12 protein-coding genes are annotated in these 17,725 nt (G+C 57.7%); 8 read left to right on the forward strand and 4 right to left on the reverse strand.

Annotation, left to right across the window (positions count from 1 at the left end; all coding sequences use genetic code 11):
- The 4 genes from PFH44_RS07325 to glgP form a co-directional block, all read left to right on the forward strand.
- The coding region (locus tag PFH44_RS07325; RefSeq protein WP_283824698.1) for an alpha amylase C-terminal domain-containing protein at positions 1–145 on the forward strand (145 nt) is incomplete at its 5' end.
- A gap of 129 nt (positions 146–274) precedes the next feature.
- The gene (gene glgC / locus PFH44_RS07330) at positions 275–1,558 is read left to right on the forward strand and encodes a glucose-1-phosphate adenylyltransferase (RefSeq protein ID WP_283824674.1); all 1,284 of its coding nucleotides are present in this window, start codon (positions 275–277) and stop codon (positions 1,556–1,558) included.
- 55 nt (positions 1,559–1,613) lie between these two features.
- Complete coding sequence (gene glgA / locus PFH44_RS07335; RefSeq protein WP_283824675.1) at positions 1,614–3,047, forward strand: glycogen synthase GlgA; 1,434 nt, start codon at positions 1,614–1,616, stop codon at positions 3,045–3,047.
- A gap of 18 nt (positions 3,048–3,065) precedes the next feature.
- Positions 3,066–5,513: a glycogen phosphorylase gene (glgP, locus tag PFH44_RS07340; RefSeq protein WP_283824676.1), complete on the forward strand. Its 2,448-nt coding sequence runs from the start codon at positions 3,066–3,068 to the stop codon at positions 5,511–5,513.
- 102 nt (positions 5,514–5,615) lie between these two features.
- Here glgP and ppk2 read toward each other — a convergent pair whose 3' ends face one another.
- Positions 5,616–6,530 carry a polyphosphate kinase 2 gene (gene ppk2 / locus PFH44_RS07345; RefSeq protein ID WP_045855495.1) on the reverse strand — a complete coding sequence of 305 codons (915 nt, stop codon included), beginning with the start codon at positions 6,528–6,530 and terminating at the stop codon, positions 5,616–5,618.
- 23 nt (positions 6,531–6,553) lie between these two features.
- Entirely contained in the window at positions 6,554–8,164 is a 1,611-nt protein-coding gene (locus PFH44_RS07350) for an inorganic phosphate transporter (protein ID WP_045855364.1), read from the reverse strand.
- Between the two features lie 524 nt (positions 8,165–8,688).
- Between PFH44_RS07350 and oxlT the strand changes: the two genes are divergently transcribed.
- A complete protein-coding gene (gene oxlT, locus PFH44_RS07355) occupies positions 8,689–9,963 on the forward strand; it encodes an oxalate/formate MFS antiporter (RefSeq protein ID WP_283824677.1) in 1,275 nt (424 codons plus the stop codon).
- A gap of 54 nt (positions 9,964–10,017) precedes the next feature.
- On the opposite strand, the gene pgtP is transcribed toward oxlT, so the two are convergent.
- A complete protein-coding gene (pgtP, locus tag PFH44_RS07360) occupies positions 10,018–11,397 on the reverse strand; it encodes a phosphoglycerate transporter PgtP (protein WP_283824678.1) in 1,380 nt (459 codons plus the stop codon).
- A 501-nt stretch (positions 11,398–11,898) separates the two neighbouring features.
- Between pgtP and PFH44_RS07365 the strand changes: the two genes are divergently transcribed.
- Genes PFH44_RS07365 through pgtA form a run of 3 tightly spaced genes read left to right on the forward strand, consistent with a single transcriptional unit; the run spans position 11,899 to position 16,359 of the window.
- On the forward strand, positions 11,899–13,125 hold the full coding sequence (locus PFH44_RS07365; protein WP_283824679.1) for an ABC transporter substrate-binding protein: 1,227 nt from the start codon (positions 11,899–11,901) through the stop codon (positions 13,123–13,125).
- Entirely contained in the window at positions 13,122–15,134 is a 2,013-nt protein-coding gene (pgtB, locus tag PFH44_RS07370) for a two-component system sensor histidine kinase PgtB (protein ID WP_283824680.1), read from the forward strand. The genes PFH44_RS07365 and pgtB overlap by 4 nt, the downstream gene beginning before the upstream one ends.
- Entirely contained in the window at positions 15,115–16,359 is a 1,245-nt protein-coding gene (pgtA, locus tag PFH44_RS07375) for a two-component system response regulator PgtA (RefSeq protein WP_283824681.1), read from the forward strand. The genes pgtB and pgtA overlap by 20 nt, the downstream gene beginning before the upstream one ends.
- Before the next feature lie 22 nt (positions 16,360–16,381).
- Here the strand turns inward: pgtA and PFH44_RS07380 are convergent, their stop codons facing one another.
- Positions 16,382–17,707, reverse strand: a complete 1,326-nt coding sequence (locus tag PFH44_RS07380; RefSeq protein WP_283824682.1) for a uracil-xanthine permease family protein — start codon at positions 17,705–17,707, stop codon at positions 16,382–16,384.
- Positions 17,708–17,725 lie beyond the last annotated feature (18 nt).

Here is a 17,725-nt window from a genome sequence, read left to right on the forward strand (position 1 = left end):
GATGCACTACCACGGCAGCAATACCGGCAACGGCGGAGTAGTGGAAAGCGAGGCGATCGCCAGCCACGGCCGCGAGCACTCGCTGTCGATTACCCTGCCGCCGCTGGCAACCGTCTGGCTGGTACGGAAATCTGCCGGCGAATAAAACAGAGCACTGATTTACCGCAATCCAGTTATTACCCGAGGAGACCACTTCTGAATTTATTTACAGAAGAGTAAGGCTTTTTCTTCATTATTTTCTTTGATGGCTTTTATTTAATAGCAGGACTTAATTATGAGTAAAATTGAATATACTGACAACTTAATGCTGTCACGCCAGCTGCCGCTTAAATCCGTGGCCCTGATCCTCGCCGGCGGACGCGGTACTCGCTTAAAAGACCTGACCACTATCCGCGCCAAGCCTGCGGTGCATTTCGGCGGTAAATTCAGAATTATTGATTTTGCCTTATCGAATTGTATTAACTCAGGCATAAGACGTATTGGCGTCATTACCCAATATCAGTCGCACTCCCTGGTTCAGCATATTCAACGCGGCTGGGCATTCTTTAATGAAGAAATGAACGAGTTCGTGGATTTATTACCGGCGCAGCAGCGGGTGCATGGCGAGAACTGGTATCGCGGTACGGCGGATGCCGTGACGCAGAACCTGGATATTATCCGCCGCTATGACGCTGAATATGTCGTGATCCTGGCCGGCGACCATATCTATAAGCAGGATTACTCGCGGATGCTGCTCGATCACGTCGAAAAAGGCGCGCGCTGCACCGTCGCCTGCCTGCCGGTGCCGGTAGAAGAGGCGACCGCGTTTGGCGTCATGGCGGTTGATGAGAATGACAGGATCATTGAATTTGTTGAGAAACCGGCTCATCCGCCCACCATGCCTGGCGATGAAACCCGCTCGCTTGCCAGCATGGGCATTTATATATTTGACGCGGAATATCTCTACCAGCTGCTGGCAGAAGACGATCGGGATGAACATTCCACCCATGATTTTGGCAAAGATATTATTCCCAGAATAACGGCGGCAGGCGAAGCCTATGCGCATCCGTTCCCGCGCTCCTGCGTGCAGTCCGATAATAATGCCGAACCCTACTGGCGGGATGTCGGAACCCTCGAGGCGTACTGGAAAGCCAACCTGGATTTAGCCTCCGTGGTGCCTGAGCTGGATGTTTATGACCGTAACTGGCCGATCCGGACTTACGTCGAGTCGCTGCCCAGCGCCAAATTTGTTCAGGACCGTTCCGGCAGCCACGGCATGACCATGAATTCCCTGGTCTCCGGCGGCTGTATTATTTCGGGTTCGGTGGTGGTGCAGTCGGTTCTATTTTCCAAAGTGCGGATTAACTCGTTCTGCAATATAGATTCGTCGGTTGTATTACCGGGCGTGTGGATTGGCCGCTCTTGCCGGATACGACGCTGCGTGATTGACCGAGGATGCGTGATCCCGGAGGGAATGGTGATTGGCGAAAATGCCGTTGAGGATGCGCGGCGCTTTTATCGCTCGGAAGAGGGCATCGTTCTGGTCACCAAAGAAATGCTGGACAGACTTGATCTATGAGCCCATTTGCGAAAAAACGCGGGTCGTCTCTGTGGATGAACAATAAGGAGCATACATGCAAGTTTTACATGTAGGAGCAGAGATGTTCCCGCTGTTAAAAACTGGCGGGCTGGCCGACGTCACCGGCGCGCTCCCGGCGGCGCAAATTGCCGAGGGGCTGGATACCCGCGTGCTGCTGCCCGGGTTTCCGGCGATCCGTAGCGGGCTGCAGGAGCCGCAGGCGGTGGCCAGCAGGGAGACGTTTGCCGGGCCGATGACGCTGCTGTTTGGCTGTTTTAACGGCGTGGGCATCTATCTGATTGATGCCCCGCATCTCTACGACCGGCCGGGTAATCCGTATCATGACCAGCAGATGCAGGATTATCCCGATAACGTACTGCGTTTCGCATTGCTGAGCTGGGTCGGGGCCGAGCTTGCCGGCGGTCTGGACCCGTTCTGGCGACCTGAAATCGTCCACGCTCATGACTGGCACGCGGGCCTCACGCCGGCCTATCTGGCCGCCCGCGGCCACCCGGCCAGGTCGGTGTTTACGGTGCACAATATTGCCTATCAGGGGCTGTTTCAGGCCCGGCATATGGCGGAGATCGCTTTACCCTGGGCACTTTTTCAGATGCACGGAGTGGAGTTTAAAGGGCAGATCTCCTTCCTCAAGGCGGGCCTCTATTTCGCGGACCATATCACCACCGTCAGCCCGACCTATGCCCGTGAAATCACCGAGCCGCAGTATGCGTTCGGCCTGGAAGAGCTGCTGCGGCAGCGTCAGCGTGAAGGGCGACTGTCGGGGATCCTTAACGGCGTTGACGAAAGCATCTGGGATCCGCGCAGCGATCCCATGCTGGCGGCACATTACGACTCGACCTCGCTGGCTGAGAAGGCGAAGAACAAGCGGCAGCTGCAGGAGACGCTGGGGCTGAAGGCGGACGCCCGGGCGCTGCTGTTCACCGTCGTGAGTCGCCTGACCAGCCAGAAGGGGCTGGATCTGCTGCTTGGCGCGCTGCCGGGATTAGTTGAGCAGGGAGGGCAGCTGGCGCTGCTGGGCTCCGGGGACCCTGATTTGCAGGCCCGTTTTCTGGCCGCCGAGGCGCAGTACCCCGGACAGGTAAGCATCCGGATCGGCTACGACGAGGCGCTGTCGCATCAGCTGATTGGCGGCGCCGACGTCATCCTGGTGCCCAGCCGCTTTGAACCCTGCGGCCTGACCCAGCTTTATGGCCTGCGCTACGGCACGCTGCCGCTGGTTCGCCGCACCGGCGGGCTGGCCGATACCGTCGCCGATTGCTCTCTCGAAAATCTCGCCGATGGCCTCGCGACCGGATTTGTGTTTGCCGACAGCGAGACCGGGTCCTTATCACGCGCCATCCGCCGGGCCTTTGTCCTGTGGTCACGCCCCTCGCTGTGGCGCTACGTGCAGCGGCAGGCGATGAGCATGGATTTTAGCTGGCAGAGTGCCGCAAAGTCTTTCCACCAGCTGTATCAGCGCATTATTTAAATATTACGGATAAGAAAAATGGAACCACGCATAAGTTACAATTCACCCAGGCTGAATGAAGAAGCGCTGCAGCATGCTATCGCTTATAAGCTCATGTTTATTCTTGGTAAAGACCCTTCACTTGCCAATAAGCATGAATGGCTCAACGCCACGCTGTTCGCCGTGCGCGATCGGCTGGTAGAGCGCTGGCTGCGGGCGCATCGGGCGCGGATCTCGCAGCAGGCGCGGCAGGTTTACTATCTGTCGATGGAGTTTCTCATCGGTCGTACTCTCTCTAACGCCTTGCTGTCGCTGGGTATCTATGAGGATGTGAAAACGGCGCTGGCAGGCATGGGGCTGGATCTGGAAGAGCTGATTGACGAGGAGAACGATCCGGGCCTGGGCAACGGCGGTCTCGGTCGTCTGGCGGCCTGTTTTCTCGACTCTCTCGCCACGCTGGGGCTGCCGGGACGCGGCTACGGCATCCGCTATGACTACGGCATGTTTAAGCAAAACATCATCGACGGCCGGCAGATGGAATCACCGGACTATTGGCTGGAGTACGGTAACCCGTGGGAGTTTGAGCGCCATAAAACCCGCTACACCATCCGCTTTGGCGGACGCATTCAGCATGAGGGCAAAAGCTCGCGCTGGCTGGAAACCGAAGAGATCATCGCGGTGGCCTACGATCAGATTATCCCGGGCTTCGATACCGATGCCACCAACACCCTGCGGCTGTGGAGCGCCCAGGCCAGCAGCGAAATCAACCTCGGTAAATTCAACCAGGGGGACTATTTCGCCGCCGTGGAGGATAAGAACCACTCCGAGAACGTGTCCCGCGTGCTCTATCCGGACGACTCGACCTATTCCGGGCGCGAGCTGCGCCTGCGGCAGGAGTATTTCCTCGTCTCGGCGACGGTACAGGACATCCTCGCCCGCCATTACCAGCTGTATCAAACCTATGACAACCTGGCGGCTAAAATCGCTATCCACCTCAACGACACCCATCCGGTGCTGTCGATCCCGGAGCTGATGCGCCTGCTGATTGACGAACATGGCTTCAGCTGGGATGACGCTTTCGAGGTGACCTGCCAGGTCTTCTCCTACACCAACCACACCCTGATGAGCGAAGCGCTGGAGACCTGGCCGGTCGATATGCTGGGGAAAATCCTGCCGCGCCATCTGCAGATCGTCTTCGAGATTAATGACTACTTTCTGAAAACCATGCAGGAGCACTATCCCGATGATATTGACCTGCTGAGCCGGACCTCGATTATCGATGAGTCCAACGGCCGCCGCGTGCGGATGGCCTGGCTGGCGGTGGTGGTCAGCCACAAGGTTAACGGGGTGTCGGAACTGCACTCCCGGCTGATGGTGGAGTCGCTGTTTGCCGATTTCGCCAGAATCTTTCCGCGCCGCTTCACCAACGTCACCAACGGCGTCACGCCGCGCCGCTGGCTGGCCGCCGCCAATCCGGCGCTTTCCGCGGTTCTCGACCGCCATATCGGCCAGACCTGGCGGACGGATTTAAGCCAGCTGAGTGAACTGGGTGAGTATCAGGATTATCCGCTGGTTAACCAGGCCGTCAGCGAAGCCAAGCTGGCGAATAAGCAGCGGCTGGCCGACTACATCGCCCGCCAGCTGGGCGTGGTGGTCAACCCGAAAGCGCTGTTTGATGTGCAAATTAAGCGCATTCATGAATACAAGCGCCAGCTGATGAACGTGCTGCACGTGATCACCCGCTATAACCGCATCAAGGCGGACCCGCAGGCCGAATGGGTACCGCGGGTGGTGATTTTCGCCGGCAAAGCCGCGTCCGCTTACCACACGGCAAAACAGATTATCCATCTGATTAACGACGTGGCCAAAGTCATCAACAACGATCCGCAGATTGGCGATCGGCTTAAGGTGGTGTTCATCCCTAACTACAGCGTCACTCTGGCGCAGATGATCATTCCGGCGGCGGACCTTTCTGAGCAGATTTCGCTGGCGGGAACCGAGGCCTCCGGGACCAGCAATATGAAATTCGCCCTCAACGGCGCGCTGACTATCGGCACCCTGGACGGCGCCAACGTTGAGATGCGGGAGCACGTGGGCGAGGAGAACATCTTTATCTTCGGTAATACCGCGGCGGAGGTCGAGGCGCTGCGCAGCAGCGGCTATCAGCCGCGCGATTACTACGAGCAGGATGAAGAGCTGCGCCTGGCGCTGACCCAGATGGGGACCGGAGCGTTCAGCCCGCAGGAGCCGGGCCGCTATCGCGGTCTGCTGGATTCGCTGATTAACTTCGGCGATTACTATCAGGTTCTGGCGGATTACCGCAGCTACGTTGACTGTCAGGAGAGGGTGGATACGCTCTACCGAACCCCGGAAGAGTGGACCGCAAAAGCGATGCTCAATATCACCAGCATGGGCTATTTCTCGTCCGATCGCACGGTGCAGGAGTACGCGAAAAAGATCTGGTATATCGACAAAACCCAGCTCTGAGCCCATAGCTATCGTCCAGGGCGCGCCGGGAACGCGCGGTAAGGCTGCCGGAGAACCCAGGGCGGGAAGTGCAGGGGCTTATTTTTATAAGCCCCTGTTTGTTTAATATATTTCCGGGACAATCATATTATCCGGAACCGGGTTACGGTGGTATTCCGGGTTGCGCTTACGCTGCGGCAGGGTGATAACGCTGCCATCGCCTTCCGTATACGGGATTTGCTGCAGAAGGTGGCTGATGCAGTTCAGTCGCGCCTTTTTCTTGTCGACCCCCTGAACCACCCACCAGGGCGCCTCTGGAATGTTAGTGCGCTCCAGCATCACCTCTTTCGCCTCGGTGTAGTCCTCCCAGCGGCTGCGGCTCTCCAAATCCATCGGGCTAAGCTTCCACTGCTTGAGCGGATCGTGAATGCGGCTGAGGAAACGCAGCTCCTGTTCGTCATCGGTGATTGAAAACCAATATTTGACGATCTGAATGCCGCTGCGGGTCAGCATTTTCTCGAACTCCGGCACGCTGCGGAAGAACTCTTCGTACTCTTCATCGTTGCAAAAGCCCATCACCCGCTCCACTCCGGCGCGGTTGTACCAGCTGCGGTCGAACAGCACCATCTCGCCGGCCGCCGGTAGATGGGCGATATAGCGCTGGAAATACCACTGCGTGCGCTCGCGATCGTTCGGTGCCGGCAACGCCGCCACCCGGCAGGTGCGCGGGTTGAGGCGCTGAGCTATCCGCTTGATCACCCCGCCTTTGCCGGCGGCGTCGCGCCCTTCGAAGACAATCACCAGCCGGTGGCCGGTGCGGATGACCCAGTCCTGCAGTTTTACCAGCTCGCCCTGCAGACGCAGCAATTCGCGGAAGTATTGCTTGCGCCAGGCCTTTTTCCGATCGCTGTCCACTTCGGCGTCGTTAAAACGCAAATCGTCCAGCTCCATCTCCAGCTCTTCATCATAGCTGTCGTAGAACTCCTGCAGCAGGCGCTGGTTGAAGGTTTCGTCGCGGTCAAATTCATGTATAGACATAATCATTTCCCGTCTTAGTCTTTTTAGAAATGGGTGAAGACCCAGTAAAGCGTGGCCGACAGCAGTATTGAGACAGGTAAAGTGAGCACCCAGGCCATCAGCAGGTTGCGTAGCGTGGACATCTGCAGGCCGGAGCGGTTGGCGGCCATGGTGCCGGCGATGCCGGAGGAGAGCACGTGGGTGGTTGACACCGGCAGGCCAAAGGCGTCCGCCGCGCCGATGGTGGTCATCGCGACCAGCTCGGCGCTGGCGCCCTGGGCATAGGTCAGGTGGGATTTACCGATCTTCTCCCCAACGGTCACGACGATCCGCCGCCAGCCCACCATGGTGCCGAGGCCAAGGGCAATGGCCACCACCACTTTTACCCAGAACGGGATAAAGCGGGTGGCGCTGTCCAGCTCGTTTTTAAGCGCGTCGAGATTGTGCTGCGAATTAGTGGAAATCTGCAGCTGCTCTTCAGATTTAAGATGTTTGATGGTTTCCGACGCCAGATACATATCGTTACGGGTGTTGGAGACCGACTGCACGGGGATTTTATCGACCGAGCCGTACTGGCGAATCTGATCGCCAATCGCACCGGTCAGCTGAGCCAGCGCCGGAACAACGTCCTGGGTGAGCTCTCTGGTACGTACGTAACCGGTCAGCACCTCGCGAGGAGGTATCTGGCCGACAGCCGGAAATTGCTGCAGCAGATCGTTTTTGGTGACTTCTGCCAGCGCGGCCACCCGCGGAATTTGCTCCGGAGGCATCGCGCGGTTCAGCGCATAGGCAATCGGCATGGTGCCCACCAGGATCAGCATGATGAGCCCCATGCCTTTCTGCCCGTCGTTGGACCCGTGAGCGAAGGAAACGCCGGTGCAGGTGAGGATCAGCAGGCCGCGGATCCACAGGGGAGGCGGCATATTCCCCTTCGGAGCGGTGTACAGCTGACGGTTCTTAACGAACGCTTTCAGCACCAGCAGCAGCAGGGCGGCGAACACAAAGCCGATGACGGGGGATAGCAACAGCGCGTAGCCCACCTTTATGGCCTGCGCCCAGTCAACGCCGCTGGTACCGGTACGGCCGTGGATCAGCGCATTCGCCACGCCGACGCCAATAATCGAGCCAATCAGCGTGTGCGATGAGGAGGCGGGTAGCCCGAGCCACCAGGTGCCGAGGTTCCAGATGATGGCGGAGAACAGCAGGGCATAGACCATCGCGAAGCCGTTGCCGGTACCGGCCTGCAGGATCAGCTCAACCGGCAGCAGCGAGATGATGCCGAAGGCCACCACGCCGCTGGAGAGCAGCACGCCGAGAAAGTTAAAGAACCCCGACCAGACCACCGCCACCATGGGCGACAGCGAGTGGGTATAAATGACGGTCGCCACTGCGTTAGCGGTGTCGTGAAAACCATTAACAAATTCAAAGCCTAAGGCAATCAGCAGCGCTAAGCCCAGCAGCAGGAAAGGAATATAGCTTGTATATACTGCGCCCGCATCATGGACATCATTAAATAAATTCACCCCTGCGAATGCTATGCCTGCAACTAATAATGAAACAAAAAAAAGAACAGCTAACTTGCTGTTCTTTTGGTGTATTTTAGGAAGGCCGCCGGCGGCATCCATTTTGGATTGAACTGCGCTGTTATCACTCATAAGTTACCTTTTTAAAATCGCATCCACATATACTTTTAAAGCAGCCTGCAGGCGAGATTATTATTAAATAACATTGCTGTTTTATTTCAGGCGGATTAATTGCGCATAAAAATCATCCTGGCCCGTCAGCGGCTGATTAAATGACTTGAGCAGGCGGATGGCATTAATATTTTGCACTGCAATGGGGTAGGCCGTCGGGCTAATAATCTTATGGTTAAACATACGCATTAAGTACGACCCGCCAGGCAGCGGTCATGTTCAATGCACATACCTGAAACATAGCCCCGCACATCTGAGGTGCAGTCACCGCCCCGCGCCCCGTTATCCTCTCGTTCGAAAATCAATTAACCTACTGATAAATAACAACTATAAATCCTGGCATGCTTAATGCTTAGCAGTGTAAGTATTGGAGCAGAGAGGAGAAATGCAGTGGCGCAGATCGTACCAACAGAGGGCAGACCGGGGAGCGCCGTGGGCGCGGAGACTTTTCGCAAGGTGCAATTAATGGAACACAGGAGCTGCCGATGACCGTTCTCAGAGAACCTTTAGTTGTTGCAAAATGGGGTAAATGGACCCAGCTTACGCTCGGCCTGATCTGCATGGCCTCGATTTCCAGCCCGCAATATGTCTGGACGCTGTTGACCAGACCGTTGACCGAGAAGCTGGGGGTGGGATTAGCGGAATTACAGGTAACTTTCTCGCTGTTAATTATCCTGCAGACGTTCTTTTCCCCGTTCCAGGGACGGCTGGTTGAGAAATTCGGCCCGCGGCTGCTGATCTCCCTCGGCACGGTGATGGCGGGGCTCAGCTGGGTGCTGTCTGCGCAGGTCAATGGCCTGGCAGCGCTGTATCTGGTCTACGGCTGTCTGGGAGGCCTGGGCACCGGGATCGTCTACATCGGCGTGGTCGGGTTGATGGTGAAGTGGTTTCCGCAGCACCGAGGCTTTGCCGCCGGCGCCGTCGCCGCGGGGTATGGTATGGGAGCGATTATGACCACCTTTCCCATTTCCCTCTCGCTGGTCAGCAACGGGCTCGAACAGACCATGACCATCTTCGGCATTATTTTTGCCGCCGTTGGCCTGCTGGCCAGCCAGGGGCTGAGGCTTCCCCCCGATCGGGGAGCGCTGCCGGTTAGCCAGCGCGTGGCGCAGAGCACCCGACAGTTCACCTCCCGCGAAATGCTGCGCCAGCCGCTGTTCTGGCTGATGTTCGCGATGATGGCAATGATGTCCACCTCCGGGCTGATGGTCACCTCGCAGATGGCGGTCTTTGCCGAAGATTTCGGCATCAGCAAAGCGGTGGTGTTCGGGATGGCGGCGTTACCGCTGGCCCTGACTATCGATCGTTTCACCAACGGCCTGACGCGGCCGCTGTTCGGTTTTATCTCCGATCGCTATGGTCGGGAGCAGACGATGTTCATCGCCTTCGCGCTGGAAGGCGTGGCGATGATGCTATGGCTGGCGTGCCGCGACGATCCGCTGCTGTTTGTACTGCTCTCCGGGGTGGTGTTCTTCGGCTGGGGGGAAATTTTCTCACTTTTCCCCTCGACGCTGACCGACACCTTCGGCAGCGAATATGCGGCCGCAAACTATGGCTGGCTGTATATCTCGCAGGGGATTGGATCGATATTCGGCGGCCCGCTGGCGGCGCTGCTGTACCAGCATACTCACGGCTGGCACGTGGTCTTCAGCTGTGCGATCGCGCTTGATTTTGTGACCGCCGCGCTGGCTATTGGCCTGTTGAAACCGTGGCGAGCGCGGTTTATCAGGCTGCACGGCGCGAATTCCGCGATGCGCTAACGCGTCCCCCGACGACCCGCTATCGCCGTCGTCGGGGGATGTTTGCTTAAATGCTTATGCCAGCGCCAGTTCCTGCTCTTCGGCCGCCTGCTGACGCTTGCGCTCCAGCTCCAGCGCGCCGCGATGCGACAGATAGCAGAACAGGATGCAGCAAATAACCCCGCCCATGAGCAGATAGAAGCCGCCGTGCCAGCCCAGATTGTCGACCATGACCCCGAACAGGCTGGTGCCCAGCGAGGCGCCGAAGATATAGCTCATAAAACCGCGCAGGCCGACGGCGGAGCCGACCGCGAAGCTCGGAACGATCTCCATGGTCTGTACCGAGGCCAAAAATTGCGGCACGTAAATCAGGCAGCCGACGATGGCGGCAAACACCGTGACCATAAACAGCGAGTCGCTCTTCCAGTAACCCAGCAGGCAGAAGAAGATAAGCGCCATGCAAATCATCGCCAGCGGCATCCGGCGACCCTTAAATACCTTATCAGACAGCCAGCCGGCGAGCAGGGTGGACGGAATCGCCGCCCATTCGAAAAACAGAAATGCGACGCTCATCTCCTGTTTGGTGAAGTGTTTCACCGACAGCAGGTAGATGGGCAGCCAGCTGATCATGCCGAAGCGCACCATATAGACAAAGACGTCGACCATCGACACATACCAGGCGTTTTTATTCTTCAGCACGTAGGTACAAAAAATCTGCCATGCGCTCATGTTTTCCGGCGCCTTTTCGACCTTACCGGTATTCAGCAGCACTTTCTCTTCTGGCAACATTTCGTCCAGCGCCGGCAGCCCTTCGCTGCGCGGCGAGCCTTTACCGAGCACCAGCACCACCAGCGCAAACAGTACCGCCACCGCCGCAGGTACGATATAGCTGGCGGTTTGCCAGTGTTCGGAACCGAGCAGCGCAAAGGCGGTGCCGACGATAGGGGCGACAATTCCGCCGCCGACGTTATGCGAGATATTCCAGAACGCACCGACGCGGCCGCGCTCGCGGCGTGGGAACCAGTTGGCGATGGTAATGAACGAGGGCCCAACGCCCATCCCCTGAAACAGCCCGTTGATCACTACCAGCACGACAAAAATCCAGAACGCGCTGCTAAAACCCAGACCAACGTTAACAATGGCGCACATGACAAGGCCAAAGGCCATAAAGACCTTGGGGCTGGCCTTGTCTGCCAGGCTGCTCATCACGCCTTTGCTGATACCGTAGGCGATCAGCATACAGCTGCTGAGCATCCCTATCTGGGTGGCGCTGAGATCGAGCTGCTCTTTCAGGTACGGCGTCGACAGCGTGAAGTTGTTGCGCACAATGTAGTAGGCGAGGTAGCCAAGAAACACGCTGAGTAATGCCTGGATACGATAGCGTTGGTAAATGGGCCTTATTTGTTGCGCAGGAACCGGCGCCGCGGCGACCTTTTGTTTTAATAATGAAAACATGTTTAAGTACCTATATTAGGTTATCGGTAATGAATCATGACGATCAAAATGGGTGGTGTGGTATGCGAAATGGATTGTGGTGAAAATAGATAAACAAAACAATCCGACTTATTTGAGTCAGATTTGACTCAAATACAAAAACAGGCTGGCGGTTTTTGACTCAAAATGTATTTTTGCCTTCGCCTTATCATTCAGGGATAATTGTTGTGGGCTTGACGCTCCGCCATATCCTGACGGGAAATAGCCGGGCGCTCGTTAGTTTGATCATCTTAACAGTATGATTTTAATGAGGGTGGTAGGCTAGCGTCTCTTTTCGGAGATTAAACAGAATATTGCTTTTCTCCGCGATTAATCGCAGTGTTATCTATAAATGAACTTTTTTGTCACAAACCGGCGCGCGGTTTTATTTATTATTTTCCCCGTTTTATGAAAATGATCACAAAACGATGGCAGCCAAAAGGACGCAATATGGGTAACCGGTCAAATAAACAGCAGCGAGGTATGGTTGTCGTTGGTTTATTTCTCAGCCTGCTGACGGTATTTCCCGCACAGGCCAAAAAGAGTGAGCTGGTGATTGCCACAACGTTTTCGCCCGACGCCACCGCCTATATCATCAGCCGCTGGCAAACCCAGCCGCAGTCGGTGATTATTCGCACCCTTAACCGTACCAGCGCCTCCCTGGAACAGCTGCTGGATAGCGCCGGAGGGGAGAATATCGATCTGGTGCTAACCTCTTCGCCGATGCTGCTGCAGCATCTGCAGGAACATCAGCGTCTGGCGGCCTACCCGGATGCGCCGGCGCAGTCCCAGCAGCTGGTACCGGAATCAATCCGCAGCACCGCCGTCGCGGTGGCCATCTCCGGCTTTGGGCTGTTAATTAACCAGCGCAACCTCAGCGAACGCCATCTGCCGCTGCCCGCCAGCTGGGAGGATCTAATGCAGGCGCGCTATCAGGGAACCCTGTTGATGAGCAGCCCTTCCCGTTCCGATACCAACCATCTGATGGTGGAGTCGCTTTTGCAGCAGGAGGGGTGGCAGCGGGGATGGGAAACCATACTGAGCGTGGCAGGGAACCTGATAACCATTTCCAGCCGCAGCTTTGGCGTGGCGGATAAAATTAAAAGCGGTTTGGGCTCGGTCGGTCCGGTCATTGATAACTACGCTAACCTGCTGCTTGACGACCCGAACCTGACGTTTCGCTACTTTCCCCACTCGGCCGCCTCGCCAACCTATGTGGCGCTGATCCGCCATAACCCATACCCGGCGGAGGCCCGGCGCTTTATTCAGTTTCTGCTGAGCCCGGAGGGGCAGCAGGCGCTGTCGGATACCAATACCGGGAAATATTCTATTATCCCGGCCCCCGGCAACGGCGCGCGTGCGCGGCAGCAGCATCAGCTACTGAGCGAGCCCTCCCTCAATTATCAGCTGATCCTCCAGCGCCAGAGCCTGGTGCAAACGCTGTTCGACACCGCCATCAGCTTCCGCTTGTCCCAGCTGAAAGATGCCTGGCGCGCGCTGCATAACGCCGAAGCCCGGCTTAAGCGACCGCTGCCGGAGATCCGCGCCCTGCTGACCGCCATACCGGTAAGCGCCGGGCAAAGTAGCGATCGGCGCTACCTCGAGCAGCTGGATAATAAAGATCAGGCCGAGCAGCTGATGATGGAGTGGCAGCTTTTTTTTCAGGAGCAGCAGCGGCAGGCCATTGAGCAGCTGGAGAATCTGAAATGAGGCTCCCCGATTTTATTAAAAGCCTGACCATCAGCGCCAGCCTGCGCGGCGCCTTCCTCGCCGGGGCGCTGCTGACGCTAATCGTTAGCGGCGTTAGCCTGTACTCCTGGCACGAGCAAAGTTCGCAAATCCGCTATGCCCTGAATGACTATTTCCCGCGGATCCAAACCTCATTTCTGATTGAAAACAACCTGAACACCGTCGTCGATCGGCTTAACGAATTTCTGCTGGCGGCCAATACCACCTCGCGGCTGCAGCTGCGCAACCAGATCCTGCAGCACCTCGACCAAATTGCCGCGCTCAGCCAGCGTCTCGACGCGCCGGAGCGCCGGCAGATCGAACTGACGCTGAGGGACAGCCGCCAGCTCCTCACCAGGCTTGACCGTTCGCTGTACAGCATGTTTATCGCCCGCGAGAAGGTCAACGAAACCACCGCGCGGATTAACTGGCTGCATGAGGATTTTACCGCCGAGATGAACTCTCTGGTGCAGGATTTCAGCTGGCAGCAGGGCGCGCTGCTCGATCAGCTGGAGGCAAAACCGGGGAGCGCCATCCTCCGGCTGCAGGCCAACCTGCGGGCGGTGCAGGGGGAGCAGCAGCAGGTCTATACCCTGGCGCGTATTGAAAATCAGATTATCAGCGACCTGCGCGACCGGCTCACCGAGGTGCAGTCCAGCACGGAGGGCAGCGGCAATATAGAAGGGCATATTCGCTATCTGTCCTATCTGAAAAAAACCGCCGACGATAACATGCGGCTACTGGAAGGCTATCCCAGTACGATAACCCTGCGCCAGACGATTGATGAACTCCTCGATATCGGTATTGCCGAAAATAAAATGCCGGCGGCGATCCGCGAATATATTCGCGCACAGCGCGTGCTGTCGCAGGTGACGCAGGACAAAGAAACGACGCTGGCCCGCTTTCGCGCCCAGCTGGAGTCCCAGCTCAGCGACAGCCACGGCAAAATGCGCGCCTTCAATCAGCGCCTGGAGCATACCATGTGGTTCAGCGGGAGCCTGATTCTTGTCGCCACGCTGCTGGCGCTGATCCTCGCCTACCTGCTCAACCACTATTTTATCCGCTCGCGGCTGGTGAAACGCTTTAACCAGCTTAACCAGACGGTGGTCCGCATCGGGTTAGGGGACGTTAACGCCGATATTCCGGTTTACGGCGAGGATGAGCTGGGACGGATTGGTAAACTCCTGCGCCATACTCTCGGCCAGTTAAATCAGCAGCGTCTGCTGCTGGAGCGGGAAATTACCGAGCGAAAACGAGTGGAAACGCATCTGCGCACCACCCAGGATGAACTGGTACAGACCGCCAAGCTGGCGGTGGTTGGCCAGACCATGACCACCCTGGCGCACGAGATAAACCAGCCGCTCAACGCGCTGTCGATGTATCTCTACAGCGCGCGCAGCGCCATCAGAAACGGGCAGGCGGAGAGCGCCGGTCAGACGCTGAGCAAAGCCGAGGGGCTGATTGGCCGCATTGACGCCATTATCCGCAATCTGCGGCAGTTTACCCGCCGACCGGAGGTCGATGCGCCGGCCAGCCCCGTCGATCTGCGCCATGCTTTTACCGCCGCCTGGGAGTTGCTATCCCTGCGGCATAAGCCGCTGCACGGCGCGCTGCATCTGCCGCCAGGCGCCGCGCAGGTGCTGGGAGACGAGGTGCGGATCCTGCAGGTGCTGGTCAACCTGCTGACCAACGCGCTGGATGCGGCGCAGGGCGCACCCGACATTAGGGTGGCATGGGAAGCGTCAGCGGAAGGCTGGACGGTCACGATCGCGGATAACGGCTGCGGCTGGCCGCTGGAGCTGGCCGACTCGCTGCTGAAACCCTTTGTCACCAGCAAGCAGCTGGGGCTGGGGATCGGTCTGTCGATCAGCGAATCCTTGATGCGGCAGATGGGCGGGCATTTACGGCTGGCGTCGACGCTGAGCCAGCATGCCTGCGTTGTTTTGCAATTCTTACCAACGGATGTCAACCATGCTCACTCATCAACATAATATTCTGCTGATTGACGACGACAGCGACGTGCTGGATGCCTACGCTCAGCTGCTGACGGAGGCCGGACACCGGGTGTATGCCTGTCGCGATCCGCTGATGGCGCAGGATCTGGTGAGCGAGGAGTGGGCGGGTATCGTGCTGAGCGATGTCTGTATGCCGCATTGTTCCGGCATCGATTTGCTGAAGATCCTGCTGAAACATGACCCTCATCTGCCGGTGATGCTGATTACCGGCCACGGCGACGTCCCGATGGCCGTCGACGCCGTCAAAAAAGGGGCATGGGATTTTTTGCAAAAACCGGTTAACCCGGAGCAGCTGTTAGGCCTGGTCGATAAAGCGCTGGCCCAGCGCCAGGCGCAGGTCGTGCGGCGACAGTGGCAAAAAGAGCAGCTGGAGGACAACCTGATCGGCCGTAGCGAATGGGTCATGCAGGTGCGGCACAGGCTGCGGCAGCTGGCAGAAACCGATATCGCGGTCTATTTGCATGGCGAGCGGGGCACCGGGCGTACGCTGGCGGCGTGCTACATGCATCGTCTCAGCTCACGCCATGCGCAGCCGATTATCTTCGGCGACATCCTCGAAGATCAGGATGCGCCGCTCAATGAATGGATAGCTCAGGCGCAGGGCGGGACGCTGGTTCTGCGCAATATCGAGTTCCTGACCCAGGCTCAGCAGAATATGCTGGCGCATCTGCAGGGGCAAGATGTGCTGCCATTTCGCCTGATCGGCATCGGGCTACAGCCGCCGATCGCCATGGCCGGCAATAACCGCATTATCCCCGATTTATACTACTGCTTTGCCATGACCCAGCAGCATTGCCCGCCGCTTTCACAGCGGCTTGACGATATCGAGCCGCTGTTCCTGCACTACCTGCAACAGGCCTGTTTGCGCCTGAATAACCCTGTACCCGAGCTTCCGCCGGCGCTGGTTAAAAAACTGATCGCGCGCCCCTGGCCGAATAACGTTCGCGAGCTGGCCAATGCCGCCAAGCTGTTTGCCGTCGGGGTGATGCCGCTGGCCGATATCCCGAACCCCGTGCTGCACGCCGCTGAGCCTGTTCAGCTCGACCAGCGGGTCGAAGATTACGAGCGGCAGATTATTGTCGAGGCCCTGAATATCCACCAGGGCCGCATTAACGATGTCTCCGAATATCTGCAGATCCCGCGCAAAAAACTCTATTTGCGGATGAAAAAGTTTGGTCTGAACAAACATCACTATCGTTAACGGGCTTAAGCGGGGTGTCGGTTCAGCCTTTTAGCCGCACGGCGGCCCGCCTTTCGCTCACCAGGAATAACGAGTTAACGGCGATCGCGGTGAGCGTACCGGCCGCCATGCCGTTACCCAGCACCATCTGCACTGCGGCGGGGAAATTCTGGTACAGGCCGGGCACGAGAATCGGCAGCATCCCCATCGCTAAACCGGTGGCTAAGGCGTAGGTTTTACCCGGTTTGTGCAGCGGCTCGCGGGCAATCATATCGATGCCGATGACCCCGATGATGCTGAAGACAATCACCGCCGTCCCGCAGACCACCGGACCGGGCAGGCAGGCGGCAAAGCGCACCAGCGGTGAAAATAACGCAATCAGGATTAACAGCACCCCGGCGAGCGCCGTGACGTGGCGTGATTTGACGTTAGTGGTGCGCACCACGCCGATATTCTCGCCGGAGGTGATGATCAATGAGGTACCGAAAACGCCGCCCAGCAGCGAGATAACGGCATCGCCGCGAATGGTGCGGGGAATGGCCTGATGGACGTTTTGTGTCGATTTGACGATCTCTGCGGTGGCAATCGTTTGCCCGGTCGCCTCAGCCATAGATATCACCGCATAGATCAGCAGCGGCAGCGACGCTGAGAGGTTGAAGATTGGCCAGCCGAACGGAAACAGCTGCGGCAGGCTGAACAGCGGCCCGTGATTGACGCCGCTAAAATCGGCGCTGCCCAGCACGATTGCCAGCAGGGTGCCTGCCAACAGGCCGAACATAACCGACAGCTGACGCAGGATGCCGGTGAACGCCAGGGCGAAGATCAGCGTAATCAGGATAGTCACCAGCGCCAGAATAATGTTTGCTGGCTGGGCAAAGTGGCTGCTCCCTGGCTGACCGATAATGAGCCCGCCGTACAGGCGAATCAGGTTGATGGAGACCAGCAGCAGCATAATCCCGATGATAAACGGCGGGAAATGGTGCAGAAAACGGCGAAAAACGGGGAGGGCAATAAAATAAAACAGCGATGTTAAGATCACCGCGCCAATTGCCGTCTGAATATTGGTCTGCAAAGCGATAGCGATGAAGAGGGCGATCGGCGCACCGCCCGGAACCATAATAAACGGCAGGCGCGCGCCGAAGCTGCCGATACCGAGACTTTGCAGGATCGCCCCCAGCCCGCATATCAGAAAGGTGGCGCTCAGCAGCGATGTGGTAACGCCATCGCTGAAGTGAAGCGCCTGGGCAATGAGAAAAACGGCGGCGATCGGCGTGGCGGCGACGACCAGCACGTGTTGCAGGGCCAGCAGCAGCTTAGTTTGCCAGCGCAAGGCTTCGTTTTCCGGCACGACGGAGTCAGAATAGGGCATAAATGCCTCCCAAAGACG

Origin of the sequence: Klebsiella sp. Ech2A, assembly GCF_030078455.1 — a bacterium.
Lineage (GTDB): Bacteria > Pseudomonadota > Gammaproteobacteria > Enterobacterales > Enterobacteriaceae > Klebsiella > Klebsiella terrigena.

Coding starts and splice junctions, on each gene's coding strand:
- glgP (WP_283824676.1), top strand. CDS start 3,066: ATGGAACCACGCATAAGTTACAATTCACCCAGGCTGAATGAAGAAGCG.
- glgA (WP_283824675.1), top strand. CDS start 1,614: ATGCAAGTTTTACATGTAGGAGCAGAGATGTTCCCGCTGTTAAAAACT.
- PFH44_RS07365 (WP_283824679.1), top strand. CDS start 11,899: ATGGTTGTCGTTGGTTTATTTCTCAGCCTGCTGACGGTATTTCCCGCA.
- pgtA (WP_283824681.1), top strand. CDS start 15,115: ATGCTCACTCATCAACATAATATTCTGCTGATTGACGACGACAGCGAC.
- PFH44_RS07380 (WP_283824682.1), bottom strand. CDS start 17,707: ATGCCCTATTCTGACTCCGTCGTGCCGGAAAACGAAGCCTTGCGCTGG.
- PFH44_RS07350 (WP_045855364.1), bottom strand. CDS start 8,164: ATGAGTGATAACAGCGCAGTTCAATCCAAAATGGATGCCGCCGGCGGC.
- oxlT (WP_283824677.1), top strand. CDS start 8,689: ATGACCGTTCTCAGAGAACCTTTAGTTGTTGCAAAATGGGGTAAATGG.
- pgtB (WP_283824680.1), top strand. CDS start 13,122: ATGAGGCTCCCCGATTTTATTAAAAGCCTGACCATCAGCGCCAGCCTG.
- pgtP (WP_283824678.1), bottom strand. CDS start 11,397: ATGTTTTCATTATTAAAACAAAAGGTCGCCGCGGCGCCGGTTCCTGCG.
- glgC (WP_283824674.1), top strand. CDS start 275: ATGAGTAAAATTGAATATACTGACAACTTAATGCTGTCACGCCAGCTG.
- ppk2 (WP_045855495.1), bottom strand. CDS start 6,530: ATGTCTATACATGAATTTGACCGCGACGAAACCTTCAACCAGCGCCTG.